We start from the raw sequence: 19839 nt of genomic DNA on the forward strand, positions 1-19839 counted from the left end.
CGCGCAACGAGGGCAACCTCAACGGGGCGGGCACGCAACGAGGGCAACCTCAACGGGGGCGGGCGCGCAACGAGGGCAACCTCAACGGTTTAGAACGTGCAGTTGGCCAGATGGGCTTCCGGGCCCAGGCGAATCCCGAAGCGTTGCTGTACGCCGTCCCGGATCACGGTGGCGAGATCCAGCAACTCCGCGGTCGTCGCGTTGCCACGGTTGGTCAACGCGAGGGTGTGCTTCGTCGAAACCGACACGCGACCGAGGCCGCGATCCAACCCGTATCCCCTCGTAAAGCCGGCTTGCTCGATCAACCACGCCGCCGACAGCTTCGTCTTGCCGTCGGCTGCCCACTGCGGGCAGTCCGCGGCCGCCGCGGGGACGTCGTCCAGCAGCGGATTCACGAAGAACGACCCGACGCTCCAGGAATCGTGGTCGGCGGCGTCCAGCACCATTCCCTTGGACCGGCGCAAGGCCAGCACGGTGTCGCGAACGTCGGCGAGGGGGGCCGTCTGCCCCGGCTCCAGGTCGAGGCGACGGGCGAGCTCGAGGTAGCGGATCGGACCGGATCGCTGCGAGCGCGGCAGGGCGAGGGTCACGTCGAGCACGACGTAGCGGTCGGTGTGCTTGAAGGCGGAGGTCCGAAAGCCGAAGCGGCAGCGCTGCGGTGTCCAGGACTCGACGCGACGGGTCTCACGGTCATAGATCGTCAGGGCCCGGAGCACGTCGGCGACCTCAGCCCCGTATGCCCCGACATTCTGGATCGGTGTCGCGCCGACCAGGCCGGGAATGCCCGACATCGTCTCCAGCCCGGCCAGGCCCTCGGAGATGCACCGCACGACGAGTTCATCCCACGGCACGCCCGCGGCCACGCGCAATAGCGTGTCCGAACCGTCCCGTCCCGTCAGCTCGATTCCGTCCGACGCGACCCGGACGACCAATCCCGGCCAGCCCTCGTCGCCGACCACGAGATTCGAGCCGCCGCCGACGATCAGCACCGATTCGCCGTTGCCGTCGGCCGTAGCCACCAGATCGGTCAGTTCCTCGTCGGACCCCGCGACGGCGACCCGAGCGGCCGGACCGCCCAGGCGCAGCGTGGTCATCTCGGCGAGGGTCCTAGGCACGGCTCGCCAGCCTACCGGCCGGGTCCTGGCCCGGACCCCGGCCGCCGACCTTCAGCGCCCTGCAGGCGGATGAGGGCCCGATACCGACCTGTGATCTTTACGTGAGATCTCATCACATTTGATGATGTCCGACCGATGTCGCGCACCGCAGACTCATCACGCGCCGAGCCTCACTCGGCGCGAGCGAGGCCCTGATCCGCTTGGTGTACTGGTCGCCCTCTGAGGCCAGGCGGGGAGTCAAAGGCGAAACCGGCGCTCTCCCGCAGTGCTGTCGCGGCATTCCGGTCGCGACTTCTTTTTTTCAGGGGGAACGAATGAGCAAGAAGAAGCTTGGCCGGATCGTGGGCTTCGCGGTCGCCGCCGGCGCAACCGCCACGATGGTTGGTTTCGCCGCCAGCAGCACCGGTGCGTACTTCACCGACGTGCACAACGGCAGCGTCAAGGCCTCGCTGGGCAACGTCAAGGTGAACACCTCGGACCTGAGCCTGAACTTCACCAGCTTGCTGCCCGGTGAGTTCCAGACCAAGACCATCAACTACACCGGAGCGGGCACGGGCGCCGAGGACATCTGGCTGGTGCTGCCCAGTGACGGCAGCGCGGCGGCCTTCAACGGCACTGGTGGCAGCGACGCCGCCCTCGGCCGCTACGGTCACTTCGCGGTGAGCTCGCCGGCCGGCAGCTTCACCTCCTACAACCTGGCCAGCCCGGGCAGCGGAATCCACTCAGGCGACAGCTGTGGCGTCGACGCCAACGGCCACGGCGGCAGCAACGACCAGGCCGCGGACAAGACCACTCTGGTGAACTTCTGCCCGGTCCCGAACGCGATCCTGCTGTCGAGCAACCTCAGTTACGGCGAGTCCGCCTCGGCCGACGTCACCTACGGATGGACGAAGCTGCTCAAGGGCCCGAACCTGGACGGCGGCACCCCGTTGGCCCCGATCGCGTCCTTCCGCATCGTCGCGACCCAGCACGGAGTAACCCCGACGGACGTGAACAACAACCCGATCGGTTAGTTCCGAGCGCAGGACGACCGAAGCCCGGGGTCAGCCACCTGATCCCGATGAACTCCGGTGGGCCGTACCGGGTGCGGCCCACCGGAGCGGTCGTCGTGCCGCCGCCTTCACCCCCACCCGCAGCCCGCCCGCAGCACCGTCTGCAGTGCTATCCGGACCGGCCGACCCGACAGGAGACCACGCGTGATCATTCGACGTCGCCGGTCCCTGTTCGTCGCCGTGCTGACCGGCCTGGCGCTGCTCGCGCTGCTGGGAACCGGGATGCACCTGCGAGGGCAGGGATACCGGCTCTACGTCGTGCACACCGGATCCATGATGCCCACGTTGATGCCCGGTGATGTCGTGCTCGACCGCCCTGCGGACCGGGTGCCGGTCCGCGGCGAGATCATCACCTTCCGCCACTCGGATGTGGTCACCGATGTCGTCACGCACCGGGTGGTCAGCACCAACCGGGGCCTCATCCAGACCAAGGGTGACGCCAACACGTCGGCCGACGTCTGGGATATTCGCCCGAACCAGGTCCAGGGTGTCGTCCACACCAAGATCGCCAAACTCGGTTACCTGCTGGTGTTTCTCCAGCAACCGGCCGGTGTGAGCTCGGTGGTCAGCGGGCTGTTGGCGATGATCTTCCTGTGGGGTCTGTTCGAGGGACCGACCGACGCCCCGGCCACGGCACGCCAGCGCGGTGCTCACCGTCCGTCCGGCGGGCCGCGGCACCGCAGCTCGCTGCACGTCGCCCACACCGGCTGAGGTCCGGGCCTGGCGATGTTCCGTCCGAAAATTCTGCCCTTCGCGGGACAAGCGGGGCGGTTTCGGGCTAGCGTCCGGACTCATGGCTTCTGACATGTCACTCCCGGGCGCGTCCGTCGCGGCCGAGGACCAGCCCGCCGCGATGGACGAGACCGACCGGCGGATCGTCGACGCGCTACGGGCGGACGGTCGGCTGTCCATGCGGGCCCTGGCCGAGCGGCTGCACATCTCCCGGGCCAACGCCTACGCCCGGGCTGAGCGGCTCCACCAGGCGGGGGTGATCACGGGGTACTCCGCGACGATCAACCCCCGCCGCTATGGCTACGGCCTGTCGGCCTACGTCTACCTCCGGATCAGCCAGCATTCGTGGCAGGAGATGCGCCGCCGGGTGATGGAGATTCCCGAGGTCGAGCACGGCTCGCTCGTGTCCGGTGAGTTCGACATCGTGCTGCTCGTGCGCACGCGGGACACAGCGACGCTGCGGGACCTGGTGCTCAGCCGGCTGCAGGCGATGCCGGACGTGCTGGGCACTCAAACGGTGTTGATCTTCGACGAGTTGGCCCCGGTCCGGGAGTGAGCCGCATCGCCGCAGTCAGCTAGCTGCTCTGCTTGCCCGTGGACAGCTCCCGGCGGGCCGCCTCGGCGATCTCGGCGTTGGTGTACGCATGCCCCGCGATGCCCCAGCCGCCGTCCGGTGCCTCGCTGATCAGCACCCAGGTGCGTTCGGTCAGGCTCGGGTCGCCGGCTGCGTCGGACACGATCTGGGTCATCTCGGCCACGACACCGAGCTTCTTGTCCCGGTCGAGGACACCAGCCGGGGTGAGCACGTCGACCCGGACGTAGTCGGCGGCCCCATTGGCATTGGACAGCGCATCGGGCGGCAGCTCACGGACGAACGCCGCGGTGTTGTCGGAGAACAGGGAGATCGGTGGTACCCCCTCCCACCGCATCATGCATTCGGCCAGGGCCCGGGTCAGGGCGGCCTTGTCGGCGAACGTCCCGACAGCTGCGGTTACATCGATCATCGGCATGGCGTGACACTCCTCGGACGGTTCCAGCAATTATGATGTTCGTCATAGCGACCAGGCAGATGCTGGACTATGCCGGTCGTCATAGTCAAGTGTCGGCCGGGTCCACCACACCGGCGGCGGCACTGCGTCAGTCGGGGGAGCAGCCAGTGGCCAGCGACAGCCGGGCCCGGATGGTTCGCAGTGCCGCGTCCTTGATCGCCTCTCGCGGGGTGAACGCGACGTCCTTCTCCGACGTCCTCGCCGACAGCGGCGCTCCGCGCGGATCGATCTACCACCACTTTCCCGAGGGCAAGGACCAACTCGCGGCCGAGGCGGTCCGGTGGACCGGCGAACAGGTGCTCGCCTTCCAGCGCGCTGGTGAATTCGGCGGCGCCGTGGACGTACTCGATCGCTTCGTGGGCATGTGGCGACGCGTCGTGCTGTCCTCGGACGGACGCTCCGGCTGCGTGGTCGCCGGCGTCGCGGTTGACACGGGCACCGTCGGTGCCGCGGCCATCCGGGGCGGGGAGTACCCAGCGCCGGATGCGGACGACGGCCTGATCACCGTCGTTCGGCAGACCTTCCGGGCGTGGGTGTCGCTGCTGGCCGCACAGTTTGCCGGGGTGGGCATGCCGCCCGGGCGGGCGGACGCGCTCGCGGTCACCACGGTCGCCGCGTTGGAAGGAGCGCTCATCCTGTGCCGTGCCGAGGGCGGCGTCGGCCCGCTCGACGCGGTCGCCGCCGAACTTGCTCGGTTGTTGCCGGACGCCGCTGTCGGGCCTGATGGGTAGCCTCCCCGCATGATCAGTTTCCGCGAGCTGCACGTCCCGGGAACCCCGCTCATCCTGGGCAACGCCTGGGACCTCGGCTCGGCTCGATTGCTGGCCTCGCTCGGCTACCGCGCTGTGGCCACGACCAGCAGTGGTTTCGCGGCCACGCTCGGTCGCCATGACGGCCAGGTCAGCAAGGACGAGGCCCTCGCCCACGCCGGTCAGCTCGCGCGCGGCGTGCGGGTGCCCGTTTCCGCCGATCTGGAGAACGGCTTCGCCGACGACCCGGCGGGCGTGGCCGCCACGGTCGCCGAGGCCGCCGCGGTGGGTCTGGCCGGGTGTTCGATCGAGGATTACTCGGCCGCGCTCGGCATCTATCCGACCGCGGCCGCGGTGGACCGGGTTGCGGCGGCCGCGGAAGCTGCCCGCGCGTGCGGTAGGGATTTCGTCCTCACCGCCCGGGCCGAAAACCTGATCCGCGACAACCCCGACCTGGCCGACACGATCGCCCGGTTACAGGCCTACCAGGACGCAGGCGCGGATGTGCTGTTCGCCCCCGGTCTGCGCACCCTGGCTGATGTCCGGGTCGTGGTGGCCGCGGTCGACCGTCCGGTCAACGTGCTGCTGGTTCCGGGAGCTCCTACGGTCAGCGAGCTTGCCGATGCCGGCGTGGCCCGCGTCTCGGTTGGCGGCGGATTCAGCAAGGTCGGATTGGCCGCTGTGGCGAGCGCGGCGAGCGAGCTGCTCGAGCACGGCACGGCAGACTGGCAGCAACTGGCCGAACGGGCGAACCCGCTGATCGACACGGTTTTCCGCGGGTAGTTCGCGACCACTGCCGATTCGAGTTCAATCAATCGAAACCTACTCTAAGCGCCATTATCGTCCCGTGTCCGGACGAATCGTGGTTGCATGAAACCATGCCCATCCGCCGGACGTACGCCGCGGATTCGCACTTCTCACGCGTTGGCCCGCGACTCAGACTCACAGGCCTGACCAAGCCCGACCGGGCACTCTTTCCCGCAGCAACATCGTTGGCTCTTCCGCGTCTTCAGGGCTACTTGAGCGCTCGAGCAACTCTGCGCAACGTGACGGTCAGACGCCCGTTTCCGCTGCCGATAGGAGTGGACGAACGAGGCATGGCACCGCTGCTGGGAAAGGGACTGCGAATGGCCGCTCGGCCGGATACGTCGGCTCGTCACGTCGTGGACATGCCTGGACCGGCAGCCATCGCCCGCCGAGCCTTCTCGACGCTGCTCATCGCGTCGGTTCTGCCGATGGGCGTCTTCTACCTGACCTACGCGATGTCCGGGCTGCGCGCCGCCGTCGGCGTCACGGTTGCCTGGTACTACGCGGGCCTGCTGCTGCGGGTTCTCCAGCGCCGTCCGCTGCTCGGGGCCGCCCTGCTCGGCGCCGGCCTTCTCACGATCCGCGCGGTCGTCATGTTCTGGACCGGCAGCGCCTTCCTGTACTTCCTGCAGCCGGTCGCCGGAACCGTCGCCACGGCCACAGCCATCGCGATCACCGCGATGACCGGGCGCCCGCTGATCGACCGGCTCGCCCATGACTTCTGCCCGTTCAGCCCGGACCTGTCCGAGCGGCTGCGGGAGAACCGGTTCTTCCACTACGCCTCGGCGTTGTGGACACTGACCTACTTCATCAACGCCGCTGGCACCGTCTGGCTGCTGTCCCGATCCAGTATCGGCGGGTTCCTGGTCATGAAGTCGGTGCTGTCCCCGCTGTTGTCCGCCACGGCCGTCCTGCTGTCATACCTGACGTTCCGGCTGCTCATGCGCAAGGAGAACGTGGTCATTCGCTGGGGTCATGTTCAGCCCGTGGCGGTCTGAGCACGCTCAGTCGGTCGGCTCCAGCACGAACACCGGGATCTCACGCTCGGTGCGCTTCTGATAGTCGGCGTACGGCGGGTAGGCCGCGACCGCCCGTTCCCACCACGCTGACTTCTCCTCGCCCGTCACCTCGCGAGCCCGGTAGTCCCGCTTCGCCGGACCGTCCTGCAATTCGACGTCCGGTGTCTGCAGCAGGTTGAAGTACCAGACGGGATGCTTGGGGGCGCCCCCGAGCGAGGCGACGACGGCGTAGTCGCCCTCGTGCTCGACGCGCATCAGTGGAGTCTTGCGGAGCTTGCCGGACTTGGCGCCCTTGGTGGTCAGGACGATCACCGGCATTCCGTTCAGGGTGGTGCCGTCCGTCCCGCCGGAGGACTCGTAGAGCTCCACCTGCTCGCGGGCGCGGTTGTCGGGACTGGGCTGGTATTCACCGGTCAATGGCATGGTTGCATCCAACCACCCGAGGGCGGTCTGCCGCTGGCCAACGTGATGCTCGCCCGCAGATCGCAGTCCCTGATCGAACCCGAACACTCCCTGCACGATGCGTCCACAGCTCATCCCTAGAACTGAGTCAGCCGCCGAACGGTGGCGCTCCCGGGTGATCGGCCCGCGGAGCCGAGGGAGGGACGTAGGACATGAACAGACGTATTGCTGCCGGCACGATCGGAGTGGCCCTGGGTGGGGCGCTGGTGCTCGGCGCCGCGCCGGCTGGCGCGGCGACGGTGGGCTCGGCAGCCCCAGCTCCGAGCGCCAAGGCCGCGGCATGTGACAAGGCTGCCTGGCAGGGGGTGGTCCAGGGACGGCCGACTCAGTTCAAGGCGGGCGCACGCGGGGGCGATTACATCTGGCACGACAGCTCCGGATTCCACCTGCGGGTCACCCACGCCGGTGACCGCAAGGCCGTCTACAGCGGGGCAATCACCGCCAACGCCCCGATGCGCCTGGAGCGGATCAAGCTCGAGGGCAAGGACAGTGTCGCCCTTTCGGCCGACCACAAGCTGATCAGGTTCTCCTTCGCTGACTACGGCCACATCGACGGCATCAACTTCCACACCGACTGTGCCTCGGCCGTCACCTTCAGCAAGCTTGCGGTGGGCAAGAGCAAGCTACCCGCCAGCCGCGTGTATCTGGGCGCCAAGCGGGTGCACCCGCACGCGACGCCGTTCACCGTCCATCGCCGCACGGCCAGCTGATCCGATCAGCTCGCCGCATGGCCAGCTGATCCGATCAGCTGACTCCCGTTTGCGGATCGATCGTCAGCGGGGCATCGGGGGAGGGGTCCGGCTCGTGACTGCGGTCGGGGGCCGGACCCACCGCGGCGGCCAACAGCCCTCCGTTGGGAAGGTTGATCGGTCCGTCGTCCGTCTCGATGGTGCTGTACAGCAGGCCGGCGTCCGTGATGACCCCCTCGAAGGGGCCGCCCAGGGCTCCGGACCGCACGATCACGCGCTGCCCCGGAACGTAGGGCCGGGCGAACATCAGGACCAGGCCGGCGAAGAAGTTGCCCAGCGATTGCTGCGCGGCGATCCCCACGACGACGCCGGTGACGGCGCCACCGACCAGCAGGCTGCCGAGATTGACGTTGAGCAGTTGCAGGATGCCCAGCAGGATCACTCCGTAGCCGAGCACCGAGACAAGCAGACGCAGAGCCGACGCGGTCGCCGGACCGCCTCGGACCTCGCTCACCCGGAAGGTCTCCCGCCCGGCCGATCGCACCGCGGATGCTCCCAGGACGGCGAAACCGACGGTCAGCCCGATGACCAGGAACTTCCAGTGGTCGTTGCGCCGGATGCCGCCGAGATTGTCACCGACCCCGAGGCAGATGACCGCCAGCACTCCGAGGCCGACCGCGCGCTTGAAGTCGGGCTTGATGCGGGCTTCCAACGACAGCAGGGCCTCCGTACCGAGCGGGCGCCCGGTTTCGGCCGAACGCGGGATCCAGAGGTTTCCTCTTTTCATGACCGGCATGGTTTCAGTTCTACAGGCGCGCCCGCGAGCCGGACGCAGCGGCTGGGGGCAACGGGGCACCCGACCTGAGTCGGCTGCCCGCACGATGCGGCCTGCTCGGCCAACCGGTTCAGCTGTCAGGGGCGCGGTTCATCGAGACGGCCTGTCGGAGCTGCTCAGCGGCGAGCGGCCGCTTTCCACCGTTACGGGTGGATCGTCATTGGTCAACTCGACCCGCCAACGTGCCGGGTCGGCGAGTCGACCACGCCACATCCCTCCGCCGTCCTATAACTTGAGGTGAGCGAAAGACCCTGCATGTGAGATGCCCACAAAGCGCGCGGCTTGTCGCGGTGCCGTGTCGGACGCCTGACACCCAAGGTGCAGGGTCGCGCTGCGTAGTCGCAGTTACACTCATTACAAGGTTGATCACGATGCGCGCAAAGGGGTAGCCGTGTCAGATACCAACGGAGGGGTTCGGCCGATCGTGCTGGCCCTGCGCCAGCTCTCGCTCGGCGGGGAGAATCATCGTCGACGCATGGCCAAGGCCTTGCACATCGGCACCACCGAGCTAGCCGTCATGAATCACCTGCAGGCCTCCGAGCGGCTCACGCCGCGGGAGGTCGGACAACGTCTGGGCATCACCACCGGCAGCACGACCGCCGTACTGGACCGGATCGAGCGCGCCGGCTACGTCGTGCGAACGCCTAACCCTGAGGACCGCCGCAGCCTGTATCTCTCCCTCACCCCGCTGGGGCAACGGGCCATGACGTGGGTCCTGGAGCAGCACGACGCACAGGTGGCCGAGGCCGTGGCCGGTCACGCCAAGGCGGATCTGGCCGAGTTCGCCGAGCTCATCAACGACGTCGGGATCGCCCTGAGCGCACCGTTGCGTGACACCGGCAAGAACAAGCCGCCGAAGCCCGCCAAGACCTGACCGCGAACGGTCAGCCGAAGCGGCCGGAGATGTAGTCCTCGGTGCGCTGATCGGTCGGGTTGGAGAAGATCTTCGTCGTCTCGTCGATCTCCACGAGCTGACCCGGCTTGCCCACGCCGGCAAGGTTGAAGAAGGCCGTGCGCTCCGAGACCCGGGCCGCCTGCTGCATGTTGTGCGTGACGATGACGATCGTGTACTTCTCCTTCAGGCTCTGGATCAGGTCCTCGATCGCCAGTGTCGAAATCGGGTCCAATGCCGAGCACGGCTCGTCCATCAGCAAGACCTGGGGCTCCACGGCGATCGCGCGGGCGATACAGAGGCGCTGCTGCTGGCCACCGGACAGGCCCGAGCCGGGCTTGTTCAGGCGGTCCTTGACCTCTTCCCACAGGTTCGCCCCGCGCAGGGACTTCTCCACGGTCGCGTCCAGATCACTCTTGCTGATCCGGCCGGACTGCAGCTTGAGCCCGGCGACGACGTTGTCGTAGATCGACATGGTCGGGAACGGGTTGGGGCGCTGGAAGACCATACCGATGGTGCGGCGGACATCCACCGGGTCGATGTCCGATCCGTAGATGTTCTCGCCATCGAGCAGGACATCACCCTCGACCCGGGCTCCGGCGATGACCTCGTGCATCCGGTTGATCGTGCGCAGCACGGTCGACTTGCCGCAGCCGGACGGCCCGATGAACGCGGTCACCGAGCGTGGCGCGATGGTGAAGTTCACCTCGGACACCGCCAGGAACTTGCTGTAGTAGATGTTGAGGTTCTTGGCGTCGATGCGCTTGGCCATGATGGCGATTTCCCTTTGGCTATCGAGTAAATCAGGTGGTCGAGATGGATCGAGGACGGTCGGTCAGTTCGAGACCTTGGACCGGCGGGCGATGAGGCGGGCCAGCAGGTTGAGCGCCATCACCAGGACGATCAGGGTGAGCGCTGCGCCCCACATCCGGTCGGCCGCGTAGTGGACGGTGACCTTGTGCCCGTTCTGCAGGATCGTCGTGTTGCCGATGTTGGAGAACTGGTCCTTGATCATGCCCGGCAGCGATCCCTGCGTCCCCTGGAAGAGGTCGCTGTTCCGGTTGGGCGAGTAGCCCACCAGGATCAGCAGCGGGGCGGTTTCGCCGGCCACCCGGGCGATACCGAGCACGACGCCGGTGATGATGCCGCTCATCGCGGTGGGCAGCACGATCTTGACGATCGTCTTCCACTTCGGAACACCGAGGGCGTAGGAGGCTTCCCGCAGCTCGTTGGGGACGAGCTTGAGCATTTCCTCGGTCGTCCGCACGATGACCGGGATCATCAGCATGACCAGCGCGAGGGAGACCAACCAACCCGCCCGCTGCAGCCCGAAGGTCGTGATGAACGCCGCGTAGATGAACAGCGCCGCCACGATCGAGGGAATGCCGGTCAGGATATCGACCATGAAGGTGGTGGCCCGGGCGATGGGACCGCGCCCGTACTCGACGAGGTAGATCGCGACCAGGATGGCGATCGGGACCGAGATCGCCGTGCACAGCAACACCTGTTCGAGCGTGCCGATGATGGCGTGCAACGCGCCGCCGCCCGGATCGCGGTAGGTCAGCCCACGCTGGGAATGGGTGAACCAGCCATTGCGCGTGATGGCGTGCAGACCCTTGCTCAGCACCGTCCACAGCAACCAGATCAGCGGGATCAACGCCACGCCGAAGCAGGCGTATACCAGCGTCGTGGCGGTCCGGTCCTTGACCTTCCGGCTGCCCTGGCCCCCGCTGGCGGCCAGCGAGGTGGAGACGGGCGCGACCGCGGTCATGAGAATTCCCTCCGACGGTTCACCACGGCGCGAGCCGCGGCGTTCACGGCGAAGGTCAGGACGAACAGGACCAGGCCGGCCGCGATGAATGCGCCGGTCTGCCGGCCGCCGTTGAACTCCGAGGCGTTGTTGGCGATCTTGGAGGCGAACGTCTCGCCACCGTTGAACAGAGACCACGAGAAGTCCCCGCTGTTGGACACCTTCGACAGGATCAGCGAGATGGCGATGGTTTCCCCGAGGGCCCGTCCCAGGCCGAGCATCGCGCCACTGACCAGACCGGGTCGGCCGTAGGGCAGCACGGCCAGCCGGATCATCTCCCAGCGGGTGGCACCGAGGGCCCACGCGGCCTCGACGTTCTGCCGGGGCGTGCGCTCGAAGACGTCACGGGCCACGGCGGTCACGATGGGCAGGATCATGATCGCCAGCACCACGCCGCCGGAGAAGATGCTGCCGCCCTTGACGTTGTAGTCCTTGAACAACGCGAAGCCGCCGAGCTTGCTGGTGAAGAAGTCGGCCACCGGCTGGATCCTGGGCGCCAGCACCTCGATACCCCACACGCCGTAGATGATCGACGGGATCGCGGCCAGCAGATCGATCACGTAGGCAACGGGTCGAGCCAGGCGGGCGGGGGCGTAGTTCGTGATGAACAGTGCGATGCCGATGGCCACCGGCACGGCGATCGCCATCGCTAGCACGGAGATGGCCACCGTGACGTACAGCAGCGGAAGCACTCCGAAGTGCAACGTCGCGCCGTCGACGTCCCACTGGCGGGAGGTGAGGAAGTTCGACTTGTCGTGGGCGATCGCCGGAATCGCCTTGACCAACAGGAACACCGCGACGAGAGCGATGAGCAGGACGACGAACAGGCCGGCGCCCTCGGTCAGGCCACGGAACACGCGGTCGCCCATCCGAACGGTGCCTTTGGAGGCCCCGAGCGCGGTGGAGCCGGCGCCGAACACGGGCTGGTCGTCGTTGAGAGCGATGGCGGCGGGCTCGCTCGAGCCGATCACCGGCTCACTGGCGCCGACCGTCGAGGCACGGGCACCACTCACGTCGATGGTCACCGGGGCATCGCCGGCAGCCGACTGCCGGCCGGCGCGCTGCTCGATCTCGGTCAACGGATCGGAGAACTGCGGTGGCTCGCTCGATTCGGCGTCACCGTGCCGCGGAGTGCGTTCGGTCATGCTCTCTCGTTCTGGCATCGTCGTCTGGGATCCCTCTCACGATCGGACCCCGCCGGAGCGGCCACCGGCATTGGTGGCCGTCCGACGGGGTTGATCGGCTACTCCGAATCTAGGTTTTCGGAAGCGGCTGCGTCTAGCGAATCGACTAGCTGATCGACGCGACCGTGGCCTGGACCTTGGTCAGGATCTCGCTGGGCAGCGGTGCATAGCCGAGATCCTTGAGTGAAGCCTGACCGTCACTGGAGGTGTAGGTCAAGAATCCCTTCACCGACGCACCCTTGGCGGAGTCCGCGTACTTCGAGCAGGCGATCTCGTAGGTGACCAGGATGATCGGGTACGCGCCCTTGGCCTTGGTGGCGTAGTCGAGCTTGAGGGTCAGGTCCTGGCCGCCGTTGCTGGCGACCTTGGCCGCGGCAACCGCGGCACCGGCGCTGTCGGCGTTGAGGTCCACCGCGCCGCTGCCGTTGTCGATCTTGGCCGTGTTGAGGTTGCCGCTCACCGCGAAGGACCACTCGACGTAGCCGATGGCGCCATCGGTCGAGCCGATGGCCTGCTGCACGCCCTGGGAGCCGGTCTTGCCCTGGCCGGCGAAGCCCGCCTTGGACGAGTCCTTGTCCGGCTTGGTGGTGAAGTCGGTCGAGTCGTTGGCCGCGAGGTACTTCTCGAAGTTCTGGGTCGTGCCCGAGGAGTCGCTGCGGTAGAAGACGGTGATCTTGGTGGTCGGCAGGGTGGCCGAGGAGTTGATCGCCTTGATCGCCGGGTCGTTCCACGCCGTGATCTTGCCGAGGAAGATCTTGGCGAGGACCTGCGGGGTGAGGGTCAGATCGGTGACGCCGTTCACCTTGTAGGCCACCGCGATCGGGCCCACCACCATCGGGATGTCCACCGCGGGCGAGCCGCAGGCGGTCTGCGCCTTGGCGATCTCGTCCTTGGTCGGGTCGAGGGCCGAGTCGGAGCCGGCGAAGTCATCCTGCTTGGCGATGAAGTTCGAGACGCCGGCGCCAGAACCCGTGCCGTTGTAGGTCACGGTGACCCCGCACTTGGTCTGGTAGTCCTTGATCCACTGGGCCATCGCGTTCTGCTGCGCGGTGGATCCCTCAGCGGTCAGGTTGCCCTTGCCGCATCCGGCTGCGCCCGAGGATGAGCTCGAACCGGTGGTGCTGGAGCCCCCCGTCGAGGACGTGCTCTTGTCGGAGCCGCATGCGGTCAGCGCGATGGCAGCCGCGAGAAGTCCGGCGGCAATGCCAATACGGTTGATCTGCACCTGGAGTCCCTTTCTGGACAGATGATTCCTTCGTGTCGTGAGGGACGCTAAGCAGCCGAGGTGGCCGGTCGGGGAGCGCTTGGTGAACGCGAGGTGAACGGCCCGACGACATTCGCTGACGGTGTGGTGCCGACCACGTGGCCAGAGGATGAACTCCGCCCGTTGGGGCTGGAAAATCGCGACTATCTGCGCTACAAGGCGGCTATGTCCCGATTCGGCGAACCGACGTGGCCGTGATCACGAGCTCCGGGACCCGGACCGGTACAGCGTGTCGACGGCGAAGGTGTCGAAACCGTCGGAGCGGTACAGGCTCAACCCCTTCGGGTTGCCGGAGTCGACGTAGAGCAGGACGGTGCGCAGCCCGCGGCCCTTCAGATGGGCGAGTCCCGCGGTCAGCAGGCGCCGCCCGAGCTTGAGCCCCTGCGCACCGGGATCGACGCCGAGCACGTACACCTCGCCCAGCGGCGTACCCGTGCCGTCGAGCGCGTCGGTGTGGACCTTCGTCCAGTGGTAGCCGAGCAGGGCTCCGTCCCGTTCGGCGACGAGGAAGCCGGCGGGCTCGAACCAGTCTGCGTCCAGTCGGCTGTTCAGGTCCGTGGCCGTCCAGCTGCCCTGGTCGGGGAAGTCGGCGAAGGCCCGGCTGTTGACCGCGAGCCACGGCTCGTCGTCGGTTCCGCGCCGGAACGGCCGGATGACCACGGCATCATGGGCGGGCGTGTTCGCGGGTTCGCCGGGGCTCACGCCGTCCAAGGGCACGTCGGGGGAGGGGACGGCGTCGAGCCTGAGGTCGTCGAGCCCGCGCCGCAGTTGGTACAGCGTCCGGACTGACTCCCATCCGGCCGCCTGGGCCGCGGCGTGCAACGGCGAGGCCTGTCCGTGGGCCCAGAGCTCGATCGGAACGTCCGCCCCGTCCGGCCCGTCCGGCCCGCCCGCCTCGCCCGCCTCGCCCGCCAAGTCCTTCACCGCTGCCAGCAGCGCGGGAACCAGGGAGCTCGCCTGGTCAGGTGCGGCGACGATCTCGGTCGTGACGCCGTCGGACTCCGGGCGTAACTGGGCGTACCCGCGAACTGCGCCGTCCTCGCCGGGAAGGCCGCCGATGAGCAGGTGGCGTACCGGCGCCGGCGACTGCAGATTCAGCAGGGTCTGGTCGGACAGCGGCGGGGAGTCCGCAGCGCCAGGAGCCGCCGCCGCGAGAGCACGGACGGCGGCGGCCTGATCGTCGGTGAGGGTCGGGACTGAACGCGGTGCGAGGGAGTTCGGCTGCTCGGGCGTCACGCCTGAACGGTAGCCGTCACCCCGTTCGACATGGCCTCGTCCAGTTCGGCGTCGTCGCCGGCCGCGTCCATCAGGTTCCCGGAGCTGTCGGCCCCGCGACTGCGTAAACCCGGCTCGGCCGGCTTGACGAACTTGTAGCCGACGTTGCGGACGGTGCCGATCATCGCCTCGTACTCCACCCCGAGTTTGGCGCGCAGCCGCCGGACGTGCACGTCGACCGTGCGGGTGCCCCCGAAGTAGTCGTAGCCCCAGACCTCCTGCAACAGGTGGGACCGGGAGAACACCCGACCCGGGTGCTGGGCGAGGAACTTCAGCAGCTCGAACTCCTTGTAGGTCAGGTCGAGCGTGTTGGTCTTGAGTCGGGCGGTGTAGGTGGATTCCTCGATCGTCAGGTCGCCCACCTTGACCAGTCCGGGCTCGCCGTCGACAACCGCACTGCGGCGGGCCAGGGCGAGTCGCAAGCGGGCGTCGACCTCGGCCGGCCCGGCCGTGTCGAGAAGGACGTCGTCGACCGACCAGTCCGCCGACAACGCGACCAACCCACCTTCCTTGAGGACGGCGATCATCGGGAGGGAAAGCTCAGCGGTGGCAAGCACCTTGGCGAACGCGCGGGCACCGGCCAGGTTGAAGCGGGCGTCGATCAGCACCGCGTCGGCGGTGGTGGACAGCAAGGGGCTGACGTCGAATTCGGAGACGGTGACCTGGTGGCCGAGCAAGCCGAGCGCGGGAAGCACCTCGGTGGTCGGCTGGGCGGCGGTGGTGAGCAGGACGAGGTCCATGATTCCTCCCGGCGGGGTGGAGCGATGGGGCTGGTCGAACGCCATTGTCCGCTGACACCTGCGAAGATGAGGCTTGTGGGGCACAAACCGGTCAACCTCGTCTCCTCAGACGCTGTAAGCCTTACCGCTCACTATTACGAAGGTGTTTCCGGCGGTATTTCCTATCTGCTAGGTCACGGTTTCACCGGCTCCGCTTTACAGGACCGCGTGAGAGCGCTATCAGAGCGGCTTCACGAGGCGGGTGCCACGGTCCTGGCCCTGGATTTCCGGGGGCATGGAGGCTCGTCCGGCCGGTCGACGGTTGGTGTGGACGAAGTTCGGGACGTGTCCGCGGGCGTGGCCTGGCTCCGCACGCACCGTCCCGATGCGGCCGTGGTCACACTCGGCTTTTCGATGGGTGCCTCGGTCGTCCTGCGACACGCGGCGGCCGCCACGGCGGGTCCGGCGGGTCCAGCGGGTCCGGCGGGTCCAGCGGATGCGGCGGGAGCGGCAGTCGCGGCGGGTCCGGCCGGTGCGGCGGGTGCGGCGGGTGCGGCGGGTGCGGCGGGTGCGGCGGGTGATCGTCCGGACGCGGTCATTGCCGTCAGCGGTCCCGGGCGCTGGTACGAACGCGGCACTGTGCCGATGCGGCGGGTGCACCTCGGCGTCGAGACGCGGCTCGGACGGCTCGCGCTGCGATACGCCTTCAGGACGCGGGTGGGCGGCGGCTGGGATCTGTTGCCCGTATCGCCGGTGGAAGTGGTGGGCGCCGTCGACGTCCCCTTGCTGATCGTGCACGGCGACGCCGACCCGTACTTCGGCCTTGAGCATCCACGCATGCTGGCCGCGTCGGCCCCCGCGGCCGAGCTGTGGATCGAGCCCGGCATGGGCCACGCCGAAACGGCCACGAACGCCGACCTGCTGGCGCGCATTCATCGCTGGGCGGTGTCGGCGGTGTCGGCGGCGGGATCAGCGGCGGGAGCTGCGGCGGGATCTGCGTCCGGATCTGCGGCGGGAGCTGCGGCGGGGTGCTCGCCCGAGTCTGGGACGATGGCCCGATGACGACAGGGATGCGGACATGACGGACCCGGTCTCCGACGCTGGTGTGCTCGACCCGGTTCCGCTGGCGAGCACTTCCACCGGACGCCTGGCCCAGATTCCGCTGGCTGTGGTGACCCTGCTGGCCGGTGGCCTCCTGATGGGCGGGTCGTACCTGGGCACCGTCGGATTGCTCGTCGCGGTCGCCGTGGTCCAGGCCGCTCTCGTGGCCAGCTGGGTCCTCGGCGCCGGGTTGCCGGGGCGCATCGGCGCGGTGCTGCTCGGCGTTGCGGCCTCCGCAGCCACCGACGCCGCCGTCGTGCACTGGAACAGCAGCGGCTACGAGCCGGTCCTCGGTGTGCTGGGAGTGGCCCTGCCGGCCATGTTCGTCCACCAACTGGCCCGCGGGGTCGTCCGCACGCGGGTGGTGGAGTCGCTGTCCGACATCACGGTGCTGCTGCTGGCGGTGTGCGCGATCGGCGGCCTGCTCCTGCTGCGCTATCAGGCCAACGGGGACAAGACGGTGCTCGCGGTCGTCGGTGCCACGACCGCCGCCCTCGTGGTCTGCCATCTCGGGGACGCGGTCCTGCCGGCGCCGCGATTCGATCCGCAGGTCGACCGGGGCCTGCCCGCGGTCGTGCTCGGCGTGATCGCCGGTGGTGCTGTCGGGGCGCTGGTGCTCGGCGACATCATCGACTTCCAGGGCGGCCGGGCATTGTTCGCCGGCGCCGCCATCGGCGCGGTGGCCTGCCTGCTTTCGGTCGGGGCGAGTTTCGCGTGGGTCCACTCCACGCTGGTGCCGGCGCCGGCGGCGATTCCGGCCACCGAGGCCAACGCGGTGGCGACCCCGACACCGCCGGCCGCGGGTAGCGCGTCGGCGCAGGGCCCTGCGGCCGGCGCTGCCACCGGTCCGGTCGAAGCCGACGCGGACTCCGACGACGACGACGGCCCCGACGACGAGCTCGGCCGCCTTGACGTCCGGGCCTGGACGGGCGTGCCTCGCCTGCGTCCGGTCGCCGCCGCCCTGATCACGGTCGCCCTCACCGCACCTGCGGGGTATGTGCTGATGAATGCATTGGTGTCCTGATTCTGCGGATCTGAACGGGGCGGGAACGGCCCTCGTCGGTGCGCTACCCTTGGCCACATCATGCGCACGCAGCCCGTTTCGTCACGCCCGACGCCGTTGATGGCGCCGCTGCTGACGTCGCGCCGCGCGGTCGACCTCTGCCGGGTCGACAGCTGCCTGTGTCGAATGCGCTGACCGGGTAGTTTCAGCCGCCGCTCACGCAGGGCTCCGAACTGTCCCGCCGCATCCCGTCCTCGTGATCCGATGCGCAAATTCGCCGTGCCCGACCTGGTGGCAGGCACCCCTGTACGCCGTCCCCGTCAATCCCTGCTTTCCCACGTGAACTAGGAGAAAATCATGAGCCGCGCAGATGTGCTCGTCCCGGCCGACTGGGCCGAGGAAAACCTCAACTCCCCCGGTGTCGTGTTCGTCGAGGTCGACGAAGACACCTCCGCCTACGACGGCGGCCACATCGCCGGCGCCGTCAAGCTCGACTGGAAGACCGAGCTGCAGGACTCGGTGATCCGTGACTTCGTCTCCAAGGACAAGTTCGAGGCGCTGCTGTCGGCCAAGGGCATCTCCAATGACGACACCGTCGTGCTCTACGGCGGTAACAACAACTGGTTCGCCGCCTACGCCTACTGGTACTTCAAGCTCTACGGCCACGACTCGGTCAAGCTGCTCGACGGTGGCCGCAAGAAGTGGGAACTGGACGGCCGTGAACTGTCCAAGGACGAGGTCTCCCGTCCGGCCACCGACTACAAGGCCAAGGACCAGGATCTGTCGATCCGGGCCTTCCGTGACGAGACCATTGCGGCCATCGGCAACAAGAACCTGATCGACGTCCGCTCACCCGACGAGTTCTCGGGCAAGCTGCTGGCGCCGGCCCACCTTCCGCAGGAGCAGTCCCAGCGCGGCGGTCACATCCCCACCGCGTTGAACGTGCCGTGGTCCAAGGCCGCCAACGAGGACGGCACCTTCAAGTCCGACGACGACCTGCGCAAGCTCTACGTCGACGAGGCCGGGCTGGACACCGCCAAGGACACGATTGCGTACTGCCGGATCGGCGAGCGTTCCTCGCACACCTGGTTCGCCCTGCACGAGTTGCTCGGCGAGCAGAACGTCAAGAACTACGACGGCTCGTGGACCGAATACGGCTCGCTCGTCGGCGTCCCCATCGAGAAGGGCGTCTGAGCACCCGCCCCGCGGAGTGCCTCAGCGCGCGTCAGGACCTAGGAGAACGATATGTGCGGAGCCCCCGCCCAGACCCCCACGCTGCCCCCGCACGTGGACATCACCAAGGAAACCGTGATCTATGGAACGGTTTCCCTCGGCGACGCTCCGGTGCCGGCGGCCTACGTCCGGCTGCTGGACGGGACCGGCGAGTTCACGGCGGAGGTCGTCACCTCGGCCACCGGGGACTACCGGTTCTTCGCCGCTCCAGGCGAGTGGACGTTGTCGGTGCTGCACAAGGATGGGTCGGTCCGTAAGGCGGTCGTGGCCCTGGAGCCCGGCCTGATCGAGGTCCCGCTCACCATCAGCTGAGCCGCCCCCTCCCTCGGCTTCCCCCTCCCCCTCGGCTTTCGCGGCCCCCTCGGCTTTCGCGGCCCGAATACTCGATTTTTGCGGAATTTCTGAGTATCCGGGCCGCGAAAGGCGTCAGTAGACGAGGGCTTGGACGTCCGGGCGCATGATCTCCTCGACAAAGGTCGCGGCGCCGGCGATGCGGATCTTGTCGAGCACACCGGCCGGCTCGATCCCCCGACGCTGCGCGCATTGGGTGCATACCGTCAGCGTGCCGAGAGCGAGGATGGTGTCCCGCAGATCGGCCAGGGGCGCTGAGTGCGGCAGCTCGAACGACTCGGCACGCCCTGACACTCCGAACCAGGCGGCGTCTCCGGTAAGCCAGAGCGAAACCACCACGCCGGACGCCGCCGCGGTCGCAGCCACGGTGAACGCCTGCGCGCACCGCTCCGGTTCGTCGGCGCCGGCCGTGCATTTCACCACGAGGCTTCGTCCCGGATTCTCGGCCATCGGCCACTATCCTCTCTGCACATGGAACAGTTCTTCGTCATTGTGCTG

The 19839-nt window shown here is 68.1% G+C and carries 24 protein-coding genes; 13 read left to right on the forward strand and 11 right to left on the reverse strand.

Features of this window, described 5'->3' with window-relative positions:
* Positions 1 to 89: 89 nt before the first annotated feature.
* On the reverse strand, positions 90 to 1094 hold the full coding sequence (locus M6D93_RS01865) for a UDP-N-acetylmuramate dehydrogenase (RefSeq protein ID WP_347343728.1): 1005 nt from the start codon (positions 1092 to 1094) through the stop codon (positions 90 to 92).
* 335 nt (positions 1095 to 1429) lie between these two features.
* Here M6D93_RS01865 and M6D93_RS01870 point away from each other — a divergent pair, with 335 nt between their 5' ends.
* From M6D93_RS01870 to M6D93_RS01880, 3 genes are all read left to right on the forward strand, one after another.
* Positions 1430 to 2128 (forward strand): hypothetical protein, encoded by a 699-nt coding sequence (locus tag M6D93_RS01870; RefSeq protein ID WP_249772472.1) that lies wholly within the window; start codon positions 1430 to 1432, stop codon positions 2126 to 2128.
* Positions 2129 to 2311: 183 nt separating this feature from the next.
* Entirely contained in the window at positions 2312 to 2878 is a 567-nt protein-coding gene (locus M6D93_RS01875; RefSeq protein WP_249772473.1) for a signal peptidase I, read from the forward strand.
* Positions 2879 to 2960: 82 nt separating this feature from the next.
* Entirely contained in the window at positions 2961 to 3455 is a 495-nt protein-coding gene (locus M6D93_RS01880) for an Lrp/AsnC family transcriptional regulator (RefSeq protein WP_249772475.1), read from the forward strand.
* Positions 3456 to 3474: 19 nt separating this feature from the next.
* On the opposite strand, the gene M6D93_RS01885 is transcribed toward M6D93_RS01880, so the two are convergent.
* Positions 3475 to 3909: a tautomerase family protein gene (locus M6D93_RS01885; RefSeq protein WP_249772477.1), complete on the reverse strand. Its 435-nt coding sequence runs from the start codon at positions 3907 to 3909 to the stop codon at positions 3475 to 3477.
* 146 nt (positions 3910 to 4055) lie between these two features.
* Between M6D93_RS01885 and M6D93_RS01890 the strand changes: the two genes are divergently transcribed.
* From M6D93_RS01890 to M6D93_RS01900, 3 genes are all read left to right on the forward strand, one after another.
* Entirely contained in the window at positions 4056 to 4679 is a 624-nt protein-coding gene (locus M6D93_RS01890; RefSeq protein ID WP_249772479.1) for a TetR/AcrR family transcriptional regulator, read from the forward strand.
* Between the two features lie 9 nt (positions 4680 to 4688).
* Positions 4689 to 5480, forward strand: a complete 792-nt coding sequence (locus tag M6D93_RS01895) for an isocitrate lyase/PEP mutase family protein (RefSeq protein ID WP_249772481.1) — start codon at positions 4689 to 4691, stop codon at positions 5478 to 5480.
* A gap of 314 nt (positions 5481 to 5794) precedes the next feature.
* The gene (locus tag M6D93_RS01900; protein WP_249772483.1) at positions 5795 to 6502 is read left to right on the forward strand and encodes a VC0807 family protein; all 708 of its coding nucleotides are present in this window, start codon (positions 5795 to 5797) and stop codon (positions 6500 to 6502) included.
* A 6-nt stretch (positions 6503 to 6508) separates the two neighbouring features.
* Here the strand turns inward: M6D93_RS01900 and M6D93_RS01905 are convergent, their stop codons facing one another.
* Positions 6509 to 6946 carry a nitroreductase family deazaflavin-dependent oxidoreductase gene (locus M6D93_RS01905; RefSeq protein ID WP_249772485.1) on the reverse strand — a complete coding sequence of 146 codons (438 nt, stop codon included), beginning with the start codon at positions 6944 to 6946 and terminating at the stop codon, positions 6509 to 6511.
* 191 nt (positions 6947 to 7137) lie between these two features.
* On the opposite strand from M6D93_RS01905, the gene M6D93_RS01910 reads away from it, so the two are divergent.
* On the forward strand, positions 7138 to 7695 hold the full coding sequence (locus M6D93_RS01910; protein ID WP_249772487.1) for a hypothetical protein: 558 nt from the start codon (positions 7138 to 7140) through the stop codon (positions 7693 to 7695).
* 34 nt (positions 7696 to 7729) lie between these two features.
* Here M6D93_RS01910 and M6D93_RS01915 read toward each other — a convergent pair whose 3' ends face one another.
* Positions 7730 to 8470, reverse strand: coding sequence for a mechanosensitive ion channel family protein (locus tag M6D93_RS01915; protein WP_249772489.1), 741 nt, complete (start codon positions 8468 to 8470; stop codon positions 7730 to 7732).
* Between the two features lie 430 nt (positions 8471 to 8900).
* Here M6D93_RS01915 and M6D93_RS01920 point away from each other — a divergent pair, with 430 nt between their 5' ends.
* Positions 8901 to 9383: a MarR family winged helix-turn-helix transcriptional regulator gene (locus M6D93_RS01920; protein WP_249772491.1), complete on the forward strand. Its 483-nt coding sequence runs from the start codon at positions 8901 to 8903 to the stop codon at positions 9381 to 9383.
* Between the two features lie 10 nt (positions 9384 to 9393).
* Here M6D93_RS01920 and pstB read toward each other — a convergent pair whose 3' ends face one another.
* From pstB to M6D93_RS01950, 6 genes are all read right to left on the reverse strand, one after another.
* On the reverse strand, positions 9394 to 10173 hold the full coding sequence (gene pstB, locus M6D93_RS01925) for a phosphate ABC transporter ATP-binding protein PstB (RefSeq protein WP_249772493.1): 780 nt from the start codon (positions 10171 to 10173) through the stop codon (positions 9394 to 9396).
* A gap of 63 nt (positions 10174 to 10236) precedes the next feature.
* Positions 10237 to 11172, reverse strand: coding sequence for a phosphate ABC transporter permease PstA (gene pstA, locus M6D93_RS01930; protein ID WP_249772495.1), 936 nt, complete (start codon positions 11170 to 11172; stop codon positions 10237 to 10239).
* On the reverse strand, positions 11169 to 12356 hold the full coding sequence (pstC, locus tag M6D93_RS01935) for a phosphate ABC transporter permease subunit PstC (RefSeq protein ID WP_249772497.1): 1188 nt from the start codon (positions 12354 to 12356) through the stop codon (positions 11169 to 11171). The genes pstA and pstC overlap by 4 nt, the downstream gene beginning before the upstream one ends.
* A 145-nt stretch (positions 12357 to 12501) precedes the next feature.
* Complete coding sequence (pstS, locus tag M6D93_RS01940; RefSeq protein WP_249772499.1) at positions 12502 to 13620, reverse strand: phosphate ABC transporter substrate-binding protein PstS; 1119 nt, start codon at positions 13618 to 13620, stop codon at positions 12502 to 12504.
* A 237-nt stretch (positions 13621 to 13857) separates the two neighbouring features.
* Entirely contained in the window at positions 13858 to 14895 is a 1038-nt protein-coding gene (gene mshD / locus M6D93_RS01945; RefSeq protein WP_249772501.1) for a mycothiol synthase, read from the reverse strand.
* Complete coding sequence (locus tag M6D93_RS01950) at positions 14892 to 15677, reverse strand: winged helix-turn-helix domain-containing protein (protein ID WP_249774247.1); 786 nt, start codon at positions 15675 to 15677, stop codon at positions 14892 to 14894. The genes mshD and M6D93_RS01950 overlap by 4 nt, the downstream gene beginning before the upstream one ends.
* 63 nt (positions 15678 to 15740) lie before the next feature.
* Here M6D93_RS01950 and M6D93_RS01955 point away from each other — a divergent pair, with 63 nt between their 5' ends.
* The 5 genes from M6D93_RS01955 (at position 15741) to M6D93_RS01970 (ending at position 19302) form a co-directional block, all read left to right on the forward strand.
* A complete protein-coding gene (locus M6D93_RS01955; protein ID WP_249772503.1) occupies positions 15741 to 16715 on the forward strand; it encodes an alpha/beta hydrolase in 975 nt (324 codons plus the stop codon).
* 16 nt (positions 16716 to 16731) lie between these two features.
* Complete coding sequence (locus M6D93_RS01960; protein ID WP_249772505.1) at positions 16732 to 17778, forward strand: hypothetical protein; 1047 nt, start codon at positions 16732 to 16734, stop codon at positions 17776 to 17778.
* Between the two features lie 99 nt (positions 17779 to 17877).
* The gene (locus M6D93_RS19590; protein WP_430667255.1) at positions 17878 to 17952 is read left to right on the forward strand and encodes a putative leader peptide; all 75 of its coding nucleotides are present in this window, start codon (positions 17878 to 17880) and stop codon (positions 17950 to 17952) included.
* 162 nt (positions 17953 to 18114) lie between these two features.
* Entirely contained in the window at positions 18115 to 18951 is an 837-nt protein-coding gene (locus M6D93_RS01965; RefSeq protein ID WP_249772507.1) for a sulfurtransferase, read from the forward strand.
* A gap of 51 nt (positions 18952 to 19002) precedes the next feature.
* Positions 19003 to 19302: a DUF1416 domain-containing protein gene (locus tag M6D93_RS01970; RefSeq protein ID WP_249772509.1), complete on the forward strand. Its 300-nt coding sequence runs from the start codon at positions 19003 to 19005 to the stop codon at positions 19300 to 19302.
* Positions 19303 to 19416: 114 nt separating this feature from the next.
* Here the strand turns inward: M6D93_RS01970 and M6D93_RS01975 are convergent, their stop codons facing one another.
* Positions 19417 to 19791 (reverse strand): DsrE family protein, encoded by a 375-nt coding sequence (locus M6D93_RS01975; protein ID WP_249772511.1) that lies wholly within the window; start codon positions 19789 to 19791, stop codon positions 19417 to 19419.
* Positions 19792 to 19839 lie beyond the last annotated feature (48 nt).

The sequence above is a fragment of the Jatrophihabitans telluris genome (assembly GCF_023516435.1).
Classification (GTDB): Bacteria; Actinomycetota; Actinomycetes; order Mycobacteriales; family Jatrophihabitantaceae; genus Jatrophihabitans_A; species Jatrophihabitans_A telluris.

Bases quoted from the DNA above. Each gene is read 5' to 3' on its own strand.
- M6D93_RS01975 (WP_249772511.1), bottom strand. From the start codon at position 19,791: ATGGCCGAGAATCCGGGACGAAGCCTCGTGGTGAAATGCACGGCCGGC.
- M6D93_RS01895 (WP_249772481.1), top strand. From the start codon at position 4,689: ATGATCAGTTTCCGCGAGCTGCACGTCCCGGGAACCCCGCTCATCCTG.
- M6D93_RS01965 (WP_249772507.1), top strand. From the start codon at position 18,115: ATGAGCCGCGCAGATGTGCTCGTCCCGGCCGACTGGGCCGAGGAAAAC.
- M6D93_RS01880 (WP_249772475.1), top strand. From the start codon at position 2,961: ATGGCTTCTGACATGTCACTCCCGGGCGCGTCCGTCGCGGCCGAGGAC.
- M6D93_RS01900 (WP_249772483.1), top strand. From the start codon at position 5,795: ATGGCACCGCTGCTGGGAAAGGGACTGCGAATGGCCGCTCGGCCGGAT.
- M6D93_RS01905 (WP_249772485.1), bottom strand. From the start codon at position 6,946: ATGCCATTGACCGGTGAATACCAGCCCAGTCCCGACAACCGCGCCCGC.
- M6D93_RS01960 (WP_249772505.1), top strand. From the start codon at position 16,732: ATGACGGACCCGGTCTCCGACGCTGGTGTGCTCGACCCGGTTCCGCTG.
- M6D93_RS01865 (WP_347343728.1), bottom strand. From the start codon at position 1,094: ATGACCACGCTGCGCCTGGGCGGTCCGGCCGCTCGGGTCGCCGTCGCG.
- M6D93_RS01885 (WP_249772477.1), bottom strand. From the start codon at position 3,909: ATGCCGATGATCGATGTAACCGCAGCTGTCGGGACGTTCGCCGACAAG.
- M6D93_RS01955 (WP_249772503.1), top strand. From the start codon at position 15,741: ATGAGGCTTGTGGGGCACAAACCGGTCAACCTCGTCTCCTCAGACGCT.
- M6D93_RS01870 (WP_249772472.1), top strand. From the start codon at position 1,430: ATGAGCAAGAAGAAGCTTGGCCGGATCGTGGGCTTCGCGGTCGCCGCC.
- pstA (WP_249772495.1), bottom strand. From the start codon at position 11,172: ATGACCGCGGTCGCGCCCGTCTCCACCTCGCTGGCCGCCAGCGGGGGC.
- pstC (WP_249772497.1), bottom strand. From the start codon at position 12,356: ATGACCGAACGCACTCCGCGGCACGGTGACGCCGAATCGAGCGAGCCA.
- M6D93_RS01970 (WP_249772509.1), top strand. From the start codon at position 19,003: ATGTGCGGAGCCCCCGCCCAGACCCCCACGCTGCCCCCGCACGTGGAC.
- M6D93_RS01910 (WP_249772487.1), top strand. From the start codon at position 7,138: ATGAACAGACGTATTGCTGCCGGCACGATCGGAGTGGCCCTGGGTGGG.
- M6D93_RS01915 (WP_249772489.1), bottom strand. From the start codon at position 8,470: ATGCCGGTCATGAAAAGAGGAAACCTCTGGATCCCGCGTTCGGCCGAA.
- pstB (WP_249772493.1), bottom strand. From the start codon at position 10,173: ATGGCCAAGCGCATCGACGCCAAGAACCTCAACATCTACTACAGCAAG.